Consider the following 13,689-nt stretch of genomic DNA (forward strand, 5'->3'; position numbering starts at 1 on the left):
TGAAATATAAATGAATCTCAAATCTTATTTATTATTTTTCAAAACGAAGTCCGAGTCTAGTGCATTATTCGATTCTCCTTCGACCACATTTCGGGACATATTTACCCAATCTTTGCCCTTGAGAGCAGGTAAGTGCATGGTGCAGCCGAGGGCCACACACCACGGTCACAGTAAACACTGGTACGGTGGTGTCTCGAAGTCGGTACGACGCATTGACAATGTCTTATACTCAAATAGAGCAGTGCCTGAGCGGACTTTTATATTATTAATAACTAGATTTTTTGTGGTTTCCCCTCTACTTTAGAGAAGGATTGAAGTGTCTCTATAAATTCACTTTTTGTAGGTTCTGATGATCTTAAGCTTATACGATAAGTGTAATATAATATAAAAATGGTGAATATAATAAAGGGCGGTAGAAATTTTTTTATTACTATAGTTTCGATTTTAGGATGGGGAAATTGTATCATTTTTTTTCTTATAAGTGTATTGTTTCTTTTTGAATCAAATATGTTTTTAATATTGTCTCTTAAGAAATAATATTGAGACTAAATGATCTTTATATTTGAAATTGAAGTGTTGGTGATCGTTTTGAGCTTGTTTATATTAAATATATTTCTTTTTTTTTGTTTAAAAAAAATGTTGTTTTCTTAGTTTTTTTGCAATATATTTCATTTAATTTTGTTTTTGTATTTTTAAGTTATATTTTTTTTTATTATCATTGTTATAGAAATAATATTGTTATTAATGATATTTAATGTTGTTATTTTTGGAAATATCATTAACTTTAGTGATGTTGTTTGGTTTTTTTTGTGTGATTTTTTATATGTTTTAATAATTTAAATAAAATGTTATGAGAAGAACATTAGTTCTATTAATGGTGTTTTCTGTAGGTTTTGTCGCATGCAAGAAGGATAAAACAATTATCAGAAATGAAAATGAAGCGAAGGAAGAGGCTCTTTCTGTCAACGCTGATCAAAAGACAGCGTTTGGACGAATACTGTCCAAGGCTGTATCAAAAAATGAAGCTCTCAGAGGTTTTTTAAAATCGGAAGCTATTAAACAATTAGACAATGATTATGATGTTATTTACGGTTTCTGCAAAGATCACTTTGTTCAAAGTAAAGAGACTTTTCAGGATGTATTGACTGAGTTTGAAGAGTATCCAGGGCAATTAGAAGAAATCGTAATCAATAATCCCACGCTTACTATTTTAGTTCCTCAATTGCCTGGTGATGTTTTTTCTGCAGATACGTGGGATACAAAAAATACAATTCCATTCGTTACTGCCAATGTAGGGAAGGCGATTCCAGTATACTATGATGGTATTGAAGTGTATCGTATTAAAGAAAACGAAGTACCTGCGATTGCTACTTTATTGGTTAAAGATAATGAACGCATTAGACCTAAAACTACGTCTTTAAAAGCCTCTACTGGTTTAAATAAAACTTCCTATGAATTTATTAGCGAGGCTTTTGATGGTTTGTCCAAAACAAAAAGTCGAGCCACGGCTCAAAATGACCCTAATCTGACAACCTTTTTAAATACTTTTGATTTCGAAGTTTCTCCAAAAATTATGCAGGGAGCAACAGAGTTTCCAATTACTAATGGTGGATGGCAAAGGGATTATGTGTATTATAATTTGAAAAATATTCCTAATCCTAAGGGGGTATTGGATAGAAGTTATTACGAATGTATATCTGCTATAAAAATTACAAATAGTGGTTTATCCCTTATGATGGATCAGGACGACCCTACTTATTCTAATACTGACAACTACAATACCCGAGATGAAAAGCGTAGTTATAGGGGGCCTGGAAAATTTTGGAGAGACGGAAAATTTGAAATTCAAATAGATGTATTAATTAATGATATTAGCGGAGCGGGCTCTGTCTTTTCTACTGTAGTGAGTGCTAGAGGTGATGAGCTTTTTGGATCTGAATATTCAGAACGTGTAAGTGTACCTCCGCGTAATTCTCCAGCCGGTACTCCAACGTATGTTTATAGAACGCTAAATAAAATGGTCCCAAGATATTTTTATTGCCATATTCCTATCAAAGAATGGGAGCTAGATAAAATGGGAAGTAGTTGGAAAATTTCCCTAAGAGAGAATGATGATAATACCGTAATAACTCAAAGTGAGACAACTACAACTAAATTTGCAAGTAATTTTGGTGTCGACGCAGGTTGGGGAGAAAAGGTCAAAATCGGTTTAAAGTTTGGTGTTTCTGCTGAAGTAACAAATACGAGTACAACATCAGTACAACGAACTTTGTCAAATGATTTTCTCGGCGACGCTATCGTAAATTTTTCAGATCCAATCCTTAGAAATACAACTAAGGTTCCAGGGGATGATTATGGATTGGTTGTTGATTTGAAATCTTTGAATAGAAGACTATCTGCTGTAAATTATATCAATATGGTAGATTATGATCCTTCATTTAGGAAAGTTTATGGGTATGAAGATGAGCAGGACGCTATAAAAAGTAGTGCTCAAAATAGGCTTAATTTAAGTAGCTTTAATCCAATTGTCAGTAATAATTTTGAAATCATAATGACACCTGTTTACAAGTATTAACAGATTTCCTAAAATGGGGATATTCTGTATTCAAGAGTAAAAAATCTGAATATCCTTATTTAGGCTTGTCTCTTTTATATGCAAACTTATTCATGGTGTTGTTATAATATAAAGTCTGCGCTTTAATATAGCGATTATTTTTGGTCTAATTCTGATTGATGTTTCATTCTTTTTAATAAAAAATATTGATAATTTTGAGTTATGAACAGTAGAATCAAAAAGATTGCAACAGGTATGTTTGAGCGCTTTAGACATCGTAAAATCACGGAAGCGGAGCTGTCACAGGCGGAATCTAAGGCAAAAAATCTAGGAAGCTATGTCGGTGATTTTAAATTGCTGATCGCCATGTGCAAGGATGCAATCACTGGGAAGTTCAAAATGAACAGCTGGAATCTATCCATTATTATCGGGACGATTATTTACGTTGTGTCCCCGGTAGATGCTATTCCGGATTTTATTGCTGTAGGCGGTTGGTTGGATGATGTTGCTATTGTTGCCTATGCTATACGGAAACTTTCGGAAGAAATAGAACGATACAAATCAGAGCGATTGGGCTGGCAGGTAAACAAATAAAAAAAGCTACTTTGTAAAAAGTAGCTTTTTTTATGAGGCGATTGGATCGTTCTTAATGTTTGAAATGTCTCACACCTGTGGTTACCATTGCAATTCCTTTTTCATTAGCCATATCAATGGATAATTGATCTTTGATAGAACCACCTGGTTGCAATACGGCTGCAATACCCGCCCCAGATGCAATTTCTACACAGTCAGGGAAAGGAAAGAAAGCATCTGATGCCATTGAACAACCTTGTAGGTCGAAACCAAATGAAACTGCTTTTTCAATTGCTTGCTTTAAGGCATCGACTCTTGATGTTTGCCCAACACCCGATGCTAACAATGTACCATTTTTAGCAAAGACAATGGTATTGGATTTTGTATGTTTTACAATCTTATTCGCAAAATATAAATCTTCCAATTGTTCAGCTGTAGGTGTTACAGTTGTTACTGTTACCATTTGCTCAGGTCCTTCGATTGTATTGTCCTTATCTTGAAGAATGACACCATTCAATAAGGTTTTGAACTGTTGGCTAGGTAGTTTTACATCTTTACGAACCAAGATAATTCTATTTTTCTTGGCGGTAAGAATAGCAATTGCTTCCTCCGAATAAGAAGGTGCGATTAAGACCTCGAAGAATAAATTATTGATCTCTGTTGCTGTTGTACCATCCACTTCGCCGTTGGTGATTAAAACCCCGCCAAATGCTGAAACCGGATCACAGGCCAAGGCATCTAGCCAAGCTTGTTTAATTGTTGGTCTTGATGCAACCCCACAAGCATTTGTGTGTTTTAGGATAGCAAATGTGGGTTGTTCAAATTCGTCGATTAAAGCGACAGCTGCATCTACATCAACCAGATTGTTGTACGAAAGCTCTTTACCATTTAATTTGTCGAACATGTTATCCAGGTCGCCAAAGAAAATACCTTTTTGGTGCGGGTTTTCACCATATCTCAACACCTGAGCATTTTGCTCGGATTGTTTAAAAACTTCAATTGGATTCTCTTGGTTGAAATAATTGAAAATTGCCGTATCATAATGCGATGACGTATTGAAGGCGCGTTTCGCAAATTCTTTACGTTGCTCCAAAGAAGTATTACCTTCTTGGTTCGCTAGGATTTCTTCAAGCGCTTTATAATCATTTTTAGAAGAAATGATAACAACATCATTAAAGTTTTTCGCTGCTGCACGAATCAATGAGATTCCACCGATATCGATTTTCTCTATAATATCTTGCTCAGAAGCTCCAGAAGCAACAGTTTCCTCAAATGGATACAAATCCACAATAACCAAATCGATCTCTGGTATTTCATACTGAGCAAGTTGATGTTGGTCCGATTCAAGTGGACGGCGTGCTAAAATTCCACCAAACACCTTTGGGTGTAAGGTCTTAACACGGCCTCCCAAAATCGAAGGGTAGCTTGTCAAGTCTTCAACTGGAACGACATCTATACCTAAGTCTTTGATAAATGTTTCTGTCCCACCAGTGGAATAGAATGTAACACCGTATTTGTTTAATAATTCAACTAAAGGAGCTAGGCCGTCTTTATAATAGACTGAAACCAAAGCATTTTTAATCTTTACAGGATGGTTCATTATGATGGATTTGTTTCGTGGCGCAAAGATAAGAATTTAAAGTCTTGATGTCAATAAATCAAGTACTTTTAAATAAAGACGGGCTTAGGTATAAATAAGCCCGTCTTTATCTACTTTATACTAAATTGAGTTTTGTTTTCAGCTCTTCAGAAATCTGATTGGTAATATCCCAGATCGGCTCCGGTTCGTCCGTATTATTGAATATAACCTGATCACAAGAATGCTGAAACGGTAATAAATACTCATTATAAGAGGGGAGGACATGATTCACCCATTTGTACATAACATCATCCTCAAAGTAACCACGTTCAACCAAATCACGGTGTAGCCTTCTTCTAAGTGCAATATCCTGATCAGCGCTCAAGAATATCTTATGATTTATAAGCGCATTTATTTCCGTGTAATAGAAAATAAAAAGTCCTTCGATAATCAATATCGGAGCCGGTTTTATCTCTAATATTTTTGGTGTTAATGAAGGATTATTAAATGTATATTCCTCTTTATAAATAGTCTCTCCATTAAAGAGTGCTTTAATATCTTTATAGAAAGCTTCTCTGTCTATGGATGTTGGGATATCGAAATTATAGAGTCTATTTTCTTCCTGCGTTTTTGTATTGGCTGGAATATAATAATCGTCTTGGGAAATCAATGTAACTTCATCGGTTTTGAAATGTTTCAAAAAGCTATTCAAAAAAAAAGTTTTTCCAGAACCACTACTTCCGGCAATCCCTATGACATACGGTTTGTTATTCATTCTTGTTTTGTGCTGCAAGAGCTATTTTTATTTTAATTAATTTTCTAAAGGTAATCCGTAGGCGATCTCTACCTGAAAACGTTTATCTAATGCTCCAATACTTGCCGCTGCGGACTTTGATAACACCACAATAGCATTTTGGTTTTCAGCATTATCATTAAATTTGCCGACTACTTTCGCGTAAGTAACGCTTTTAGTCATTGGGTTGGTGATTTTTAGGATCGTTCCTACAGGTGCACTTTTATGGAGCGCTAGATTGCTTGTTCCTTGGGAAGACAAACCATCAATCCAGACACCAATTCCCCGCTCAGCTTTTTCCCGTATTCCGTAGCGGTTTGTTGAGATCTGATTTTCTTCTTTGTCGTCATCGTTTGTAGAATCTGGGACAACGACTTCTATACCTTTAGGTTCAACCAATTTTGGTCTTTCAGGTGGTAGCGGTTGATTTGGGATCATTAATTTCATGCCGCCACCAATCGTGTTGTTCTTTAGGTTGTTGGCTTTTTTGATATCTTCGACAGTTATGCCAAATCTTTTAGATATGGCATAGAGTGTTTCTTTTTCACCAACGATATACGCTGTAAAGCCTTGTTGAGGGTCATTTGGATTCTTTTGCGCTGTGCTTACCGGTGTTTTAGTCGCAATAGGTGCAGGTTTTCGACCAGTTGGCACTTTAACAATCTGGCCGATACTTAATGTACCGTTTCCATTTATTTGCGTGAGCTGGCCCACGGTGGTTTTGTACTTTTTGCTGAGTTGGTAATAATTATCGCCTTTTTCTATTTTGAAAAGGACAAATTCTTCACCATTGACTATTTCTGTCCCAACTGAGTCAGGGATCGCGGTTGTACGTATGGAGGTGAGATTTTTAGCTTCAACCTGTTGTAGAGATAGCATAGAAATTGATAAAATGGCTACCTTTTTATATGTATTTAATTCGAATAATAGTTTCATATATTTTGCAATTATACTAAATACGAAACAAACTCCCGTTTATTGTCTGTCAAAAGGAATATTTGTTTGTTAACAAGAAAATAGATGTTGAAAAACTTTAAAGGCAACTGAGTTACTGCCACAACAGATTCAGTTAACCTATCTTTTGTTGATCGAACTATCCGGATTTGATAGTGATTATCTTTGTTTTTTTCATAGAAAGCCCAAATAAAATAGTCATCCAAAGCACTTAACCAAATTTCGTCATCTGTTGTGAAATCTGTCAAAAAATGGGGTATTTGACCATTGTATATTACTGGGTAGACTATTTGGCTATCAAAAGGTTTAAAAGACTCTTCCTTTTTGTCTTCAATGGACATTGTTTTTAGATCTAAAAACAATTGCATTCCTTGTGCGATCATTTTGGGTCTGAGTAGTATACCATCACTGACCATCTCTAGGAAAATGTAGTTAAACCAGGTTTCCTGCTGTTGTGGCTGATAACAGTCTATAATTTGAACACCAGCATCGATGGGTGAAGTGTCCGAGATTTTTTTTAGGATGAGTTTCTGACATTGAATTCCAGCCAACACCCACTCCTTGCTCATGGCTTTGAAGTCCTGAAGGACATAGTCTCCTTCAAAAGAAATCACATTGAAATAGGGAAGTGTGTCTGTTGGATTTCTGGTCTCTACTGCAATCAGTCTATTCTCGGCATCGATCTCGATCCGCCAGATGGGATAAGTAAATAGAACATTGAATGCTTTTGAGACTGTCTGATTTGTCATGTGATTTTCAACCAAGAGGACAAATTTACTAAAAGCTTTTAAATTATGGCTGTTGGGATTGTAATAAATAAGAAACGTCCAGCTTGTCTGGACGTTTTTTCTGAGAAGAATCTCTTAAAATTTAGAGCCTATTGTCAAAACGACATTTGTTCGTTGATTTTTTATATCTGCGACTGGGCTGGCCGTATTCCAAAAATCTTCTTTAATGAGATAAGGGTATTCTTTGTAATTGACGGCATTATAAGCTCCTGTCAAATCAATATACATTCCGCGTCCAAGTTTTGCGCCTATACCCAAAGATGCGGTATAGTTTGTATAGTCCGCATTTTTGTACGGATTACCGCTATAATTGAAACCAGCTCTACCACTAAAAACGTTATCAAATAGAACTTCACCACCTATACGCGCATTTAATGCGCCTTGGTATGTGTTTTTAATGTTTTGGTTCATCTCTTGTTCCAAGGTCTTATTATATGCGCCAGCATCTTTAAAACGCATCGCTCCATAATCCACCCATTCCACATCTGCGGTAATCAACCCGCTGGAAAACACCTGACTAGCGCCTAAGGAGAGTTTGTATGGTGTGTTCATATTATACTCTAAATAGCTATAGCCTGCTTTATCACTGGTACGGTATTCTTTAAAAGCCTTATCCTCATTTGGCTTAAAATAACGAAATTCCGAATTGCTGTAAGACTCATCTCTAATGCTCATAAATGTCGGCGATTTCGCTGTAAAGCCCATGCTGAAAGTAGGTGTGAACTTATAAATTACCCCTAATTTGAAATCTACACCTGTACCATCAGTCACTTGTGCATAGTCATCGTACAGCTCATAATCTTTATCCAGCATTTCACGCTTACTAGCATACTCCGCACCTGGTTTTAAGAAGTCAGACTTTGGATTTGCTTTTGTCATTTGCGCTACATTCATTGTTTGGCCATACTCAGTAAACCAGCTCGAGTTGTCATAACTAAAGGCTGTAAACCCTAAAGCTGCCCCCAAATACAATTTATTGCTGTAGTTTGCGCCGAAAGACAAGACAGATTCTGATTTACTTCCTTTCTCAAGGATGGAATTTACTTGATTAAAACCATCTTTTCCATTATAGTTACCAAAACTTGTAATAGGCAAATAGGATCCTTGTTTGTTAGGATCTACATCAAATAACAAAGAGTTACCGTAGACTTCCTGGCCCCAACCACTCAATCCTCCTGGCGCAGATAAACGGTCCGAATAAGCATCTGTTATCGAACTGGTATTATTAACACCTTTATATTCCAATAGGTTGTTGTAGACATAATTGCGGTTGTAAGCAATACCAACATTGAAGTTCAACCAGCCTTTTTCGAGGCTTCCCCCATTCCGATAGGTAGGCAAATGAAAAACAATTCCGGCATTATCCAGATTGAAATTGTTTTTGCTGCTATTTGTATTCTGTCCGAAATAATCTGTTTTATTTTTATTATTAAGGTATCTACCTGTTACCGAAATGTCTGATTGGTTAAAATACCCCAAACCAGCCGGGTTGCCGGTAATTGAACTAATATCGCCACCCAAAGCGGTTGAAGCATTTCCCATGGCTTTGAAGCGAGCAGTACCACCATTGTCCCCTTGGGAAAATAAAAGTACATCTTTCGTGTATTGCGCCTGGGCAGTCCCTGCTGCACCGATTAAAAATGCAGTTCCAAAAAGTAATTTTTTGATTGTCATATGCTAAAATATCGTCTATAATAAGCAGTAGCACACAGGGTAATGTATGCTACTGTAAGCTATTTTTATGATTAGCGTGTACGTCCGCCGCTGGATCTGGTGCTACCACCGCCGCCGCCGCCAGAGAATCCACCACTGGATCTGGTGCTACCGCCACCGGAATAACCTCCACTTGAGCGTGTAGATCCACTATCATAACTTCTTGTTGGAGGCGTATATGATGGTCTTGATGTCGAACCTGGATTGCTTGAACGAGTTTCCATGGAACGGCTCATTGGACGAGAAACATCACCGGAACTTGAACGGGTTCTTGAATTTCCATTGGAGCTCCGCATGCTTGGGTAGGTTCCATTGGATCTATCCGATGTCCGTGTTCTGCTACCATCTGTATATCCGCCTCTTGTTGAGATACCGTCCGAAGACCTTGTTCTACCATTTGATCTGTCATAGGAAGAAGAACTACGTGATATAGAACCATCAGATGATCTAGTTCGGCCACCAGCACTTGATCGCGTGCTAGCGACTGAAGTAATACGTCCTCTGGAGTCACGGGCTACACCTGTACGGTCATAATTCCCCGAACTTCTGGTGCGGGAAGAGGAGGTCCGTACATTATAGTTGTCTCTATAAGTTGATCGAGATGAAGCATAACGAGGTCTTAAATTACCCCAATAGCCACCGCCCCAATAACCGTTACCATGCCAGCCAGATCCCCAGTAGCCACCGCCATACCAGCCACCCCAAGGGTTATAGCCACCATACCAAGGGGATCCCCACCCCCAACTAGAGCCCCAGCCAAAACCAAGAGACCATGAAGAACCCCAGCCTGAATTCCAACCCCAGCCTAAACCGAAGGAAGGACCATATCCGTACATACCACCAAATCCATAGCCATACCATGGATCAAAGAATGGATCAAAATAGGTCATTCCGGGGGACGCATAGTAGAACCTGTTTATACGATTCGCGTATTCTAGATCTTCGTAGGAATCATTGTTATAATCCTGGTCTGAATATTCGTCATCATAGTAACCGCCTTGAGCCTGACCTCCTTGTTGAACTTGATCCGCATCTGTGTAATAGTAATCTGGACTTTGATAGACTTTCTGTCTAGCCTGTCCATTATTGCCATAGACATCGTCGCCATAGATTTGCCTGCTAGTACCGCAGGAACCTAACATAAATGCTCCTGTCATGGCAAGTGCTCCGATAAATAATCTATTTTTTTTCATAATATCCTAAATCGTTATTTTCGATTATACAGCCTTATTTACTATCTTAGACGCAAATTTCTCGAGGGGGTTTAATCGAAGTAATCAAAAATACAAATATTTTTTATTGAACGCTTTTTGTATTGGAGATACAGACGAGATTTAACGTAATAATGTTACAATAATTTATCAATTTCATATGAGTAAAGGAATAACAAGTCGTGCAGAAGATTATTCACAATGGTACAATGAACTTGTGATCAAAGCTGATCTGGCTGAAAATTCAGCTGTACGGGGCTGTATGGTGATCAAACCATACGGATATGCTATCTGGGAAAGAATGCAAGCAATCTTAGACAAAAGATTTAAAGAAACAGGCCATAGCAATGCTTACTTCCCTTTATTCATTCCCAAGTCGTTTTTTTCTAAAGAAGCTGCCCATGTGGAAGGTTTCGCTACTGAGTGTGCTGTGGTCACACATTATAGATTAAAAAACGATGGCACCGGAAAGATTGTGGTGGATGAAGATGCAAAGTTGGAGGAAGAGTTGATTGTACGTCCGACTTCTGAAACGATTATATGGAATACGTACCGTGGTTGGGTCGAATCTTACCGTGACCTGCCAATTTTGGTTAACCAATGGGCAAATGTGGTCCGTTGGGAAATGCGTACGCGTCTTTTCTTACGTACAGCAGAGTTTTTGTGGCAGGAAGGACACACTGCACACGCAACTAGGGAAGAAGCTATTGAAGAGACAGAACGTATGCTTGATGTCTATGCTGAATTTGCTGAAAATATTTTAGCTGTACCTGTTGTACGCGGACGGAAAACTGAAAACGAACGCTTTGCAGGTGCATTGGATACCTATTGTATCGAGGCTTTAATGCAAGATGGTAAGGCTTTACAAGCGGGAACGTCGCATTTTCTTGGGCAGAATTTTGCAAAGGCTTTTGATGTAAAATTCACATCCAAAGAGGGGAAACTTGAACATGTTTGGGCAACATCATGGGGTGTTTCTACCCGTTTGATAGGAGCCTTGATCATGGCTCACTCTGATGATCAAGGATTGGTATTGCCTCCGAAATTGGCGCCAATTCAGGTTGTTATTGTTCCAATTTTTAAAACTGAAGAAGAAAAAGCGCAGATTGATGCATTCGTAGATCAGTTAGTAAACGAACTGAAAGTAAAGGATATCTCGGTGAAATACGATGATCGCGATACACAACGTCCGGGCTTTAAATTTGCTGAATGGGAATTGAAAGGTGTACCGGTGCGTGTAGCTGTGGGAGCAAGAGATATGCAAAATGGAACGGTGGAGTTAGCACGTCGCGATACACAAACAAAAGAAACTGTCGCCCAGGAAGGATTGGCTGGAAATATTGAACAGTTGTTGCATGTAATACAGGAAAATATTTACCAAAAAGCCTTAAACTTTAGAACATCTCATTTTACTGAGGTGAACTCTTACGATGAATTTAAAGAGGTCCTGGAAGGTAAGGGAGGATTTATTTCTTGCCATTGGGATGGAACAATAGAAACTGAGAAGCGTGTGAAAGAGGAAACAAAAGCTACAATCCGTTGTATTCCTTTGGATGCCAAAGAGGAGGAAGGTGTTTGTATATTTACGGGTAAACCTTCTAGCCGACGCGTTTTATTTGCAAAAGCTTATTAATATTTTGACCTTATGCGGATACTCATTTTAGGATGTGGATGGCTGGCAGAATCGTTTGCTATGGATATGAAACATCAGGGACATGAGGTCTGGGCAAGTACAACACAATATGAAAAATACCATCGGCTTAAAACTGATGGTATTTTTTCGTTTATTGCTGACTTTGATAAAAGTAGTGTGGTGCCTGATGTGCTTATCCCGGGCCAGTTCGACTTTGTATTAAATAGTATTCCTGCCAGCCAAAAAAATAGTCTTTCTGTTTTAGAAACTCGTTTTTCGAATATTAAGGAATTTCTTGAAAACATCCAATGGACCAAACAGTTGTTTTTAAGTTCGGTTGGAATTTACCCAGATAAAGATGCAGTCTATAGTGAGTTGGAATCAGCTGGAATTGAATTTTCCGAAAAACTTTTTTTGGCTGAGCAGCTAATGTTGCAATTGCCCAATACTTATGTATATCGACTTGGCGGCTTATTTGGTAAAAATCGCATTTTCGCCAAATACTTTGCCAATCGTATCTGCACAACGGGTGAACAACCGGCTAATTTTGTCCATATCGATGATGTTGTGCAGTTGATTATGTTGGCTTCTGTTAAGGACCTAAGTCATCGTGTTTACAATGTTGTGGCACCCATGCACCCTAAGAAAAAGGATGTGATCCTGGCCTCTGCACAAAAGTATGATTTCGATCTGCCATCGCAATTTGAACATGGGGATCATTTTCAAAAAGTAGTCTCTGGAAATCTGCTTCGAATGGAGCTGGATTACCATTATATTTGGCCCAATCCTTTGGAATTTTGAATTTATTGAAATCCAAAAACTTTATCTTTTTAGAATAAAGTATAATTTGCTTTATATAGAGTGTAAATAATTAAATAATTTCATTATTTTAACGTCAGTTCTGCTAGGAGAATTTGTATAGAATATCTAAAGCTAAAATCTAGCATTGGTTTTAGTTGATATTTTATATTTTCTAATGTATCTGTATGGATAAACAACTGGTGGATTTAATATTTTAGCGCATATAAAAGAACCATGACAAACGTAGAGCGACATCAATATATTTTAAAACAATTAAAAGAGGTAGGTATAGTCCAAGTGATTGACCTATGTGAGGAACTGGGTGTATCTTCTGTTACCATCCGAAAGGATCTTACACTTTTGGAAGAGAGTGGTCTGCTTTTTCGGACCCATGGAGGAGCTACACAATACAATCCGTATACGACGGATCGCACAGTATTTGAAAAAGAGAAACTTCGTTCGGACGATAAAAGTAGAATCGGGAAGAAGGCTGCTGAGATGATTGAAGAAAATGATTCCATTATTATTGCTTCCGGAACAACAATGCAATCGCTGGCTAGACAGATTGTACCTAAGGGAAATATTACCGTGGTAACTTCAGCGCTGAATGTTGCCATGGAGCTAATTAAATACCCATCAGTTGAAATTATGCAGATGGGAGGTACATTACGAAAAACTTCTACTTCAGTCACTGGAAAATACGCTGAAAATTTACTGCATGATTTTTATTGTAGTAAATTGTTTTTAGGGGTGGATGGAATAGACCTGGAGTATGGTGTGTCAACATCCAGTGCGCAAGAAGCTCAATTGAATCGTATCATGATAGATACAGCCCAAAAGGTCGTTGTACTCGCTGATTCGTCCAAATTTGGAAGACGTAGTTTTGGAAGAATTTGTGGCTTCGAAAAAATTGATATATTGATTACAGATGATAAAGTGAGTGCCGGATTTGTGGAATCATTGGAGAAGTCCGGTGTGCATGTCGTGGTTGTCTAGGTTCCTATTTGTCGCTCCTACGATAAGTTAATGTGGAGCATTTGTCGCGAATAAGTAGCAAACTTTGCTATAGATAGATTTAATTTGATAGTGC

At 37.8% G+C, this 13,689-nt stretch carries 11 protein-coding genes; 5 read left to right on the plus strand and 6 right to left on the minus strand.

Going from position 1 to position 13,689, the window contains the following annotated elements; translation table 11 throughout:
- Nucleotides 1-850: 850 nt before the first annotated feature.
- On the plus strand, nt 851-2,575 hold the full coding sequence (locus AC07UV_RS19280) for a hypothetical protein (protein ID WP_495184932.1): 1,725 nt from the start codon (nt 851-853) through the stop codon (nt 2,573-2,575).
- Between the two features lie 201 nt (nt 2,576-2,776).
- Nucleotides 2,777-3,148, plus strand: coding sequence for a YkvA family protein (locus tag AC07UV_RS19285; RefSeq protein WP_120258438.1), 372 nt, complete (start codon nt 2,777-2,779; stop codon nt 3,146-3,148).
- 52 nt (nt 3,149-3,200) lie between these two features.
- On the opposite strand, the gene purH is transcribed toward AC07UV_RS19285, so the two are convergent.
- The 6 genes from purH to AC07UV_RS19315 all read right to left on the minus strand — a co-directional run bounded on the left by purH (nt 3,201) and on the right by AC07UV_RS19315 (nt 10,147).
- Entirely contained in the window at nt 3,201-4,727 is a 1,527-nt protein-coding gene (gene purH, locus AC07UV_RS19290) for a bifunctional phosphoribosylaminoimidazolecarboxamide formyltransferase/IMP cyclohydrolase (protein ID WP_495184933.1), read from the minus strand.
- Between the two features lie 115 nt (nt 4,728-4,842).
- Nucleotides 4,843-5,481 carry a uridine kinase family protein gene (locus AC07UV_RS19295; RefSeq protein ID WP_495184934.1) on the minus strand — a complete coding sequence of 213 codons (639 nt, stop codon included), beginning with the start codon at nt 5,479-5,481 and terminating at the stop codon, nt 4,843-4,845.
- 36 nt (nt 5,482-5,517) lie between these two features.
- Nucleotides 5,518-6,435, minus strand: a complete 918-nt coding sequence (locus tag AC07UV_RS19300) for a LysM peptidoglycan-binding domain-containing protein (protein WP_495184935.1) — start codon at nt 6,433-6,435, stop codon at nt 5,518-5,520.
- Nucleotides 6,436-6,446: 11 nt separating this feature from the next.
- Nucleotides 6,447-7,202, minus strand: a complete 756-nt coding sequence (locus tag AC07UV_RS19305; RefSeq protein WP_495184936.1) for a hypothetical protein — start codon at nt 7,200-7,202, stop codon at nt 6,447-6,449.
- A gap of 114 nt (nt 7,203-7,316) precedes the next feature.
- A complete protein-coding gene (locus AC07UV_RS19310; RefSeq protein WP_495184937.1) occupies nt 7,317-8,915 on the minus strand; it encodes an OmpP1/FadL family transporter in 1,599 nt (532 codons plus the stop codon).
- Nucleotides 8,916-8,986: 71 nt separating this feature from the next.
- Nucleotides 8,987-10,147, minus strand: coding sequence for a hypothetical protein (locus tag AC07UV_RS19315; RefSeq protein ID WP_495184938.1), 1,161 nt, complete (start codon nt 10,145-10,147; stop codon nt 8,987-8,989).
- 178 nt (nt 10,148-10,325) lie between these two features.
- Here AC07UV_RS19315 and proS point away from each other — a divergent pair, with 178 nt between their 5' ends.
- From proS to agaR, 3 genes are all read left to right on the plus strand, one after another.
- On the plus strand, nt 10,326-11,798 hold the full coding sequence (gene proS, locus AC07UV_RS19320; protein WP_495184939.1) for a proline--tRNA ligase: 1,473 nt from the start codon (nt 10,326-10,328) through the stop codon (nt 11,796-11,798).
- Between the two features lie 12 nt (nt 11,799-11,810).
- Complete coding sequence (locus AC07UV_RS19325) at nt 11,811-12,599, plus strand: Rossmann-fold NAD(P)-binding domain-containing protein (RefSeq protein WP_495184940.1); 789 nt, start codon at nt 11,811-11,813, stop codon at nt 12,597-12,599.
- Between the two features lie 234 nt (nt 12,600-12,833).
- On the plus strand, nt 12,834-13,595 hold the full coding sequence (gene agaR, locus AC07UV_RS19330; RefSeq protein WP_120258429.1) for a transcriptional repressor AgaR: 762 nt from the start codon (nt 12,834-12,836) through the stop codon (nt 13,593-13,595).
- Nucleotides 13,596-13,689 lie beyond the last annotated feature (94 nt).

The organism is Sphingobacterium sp. GW821-FHT03E03 (genome assembly GCF_059420745.1).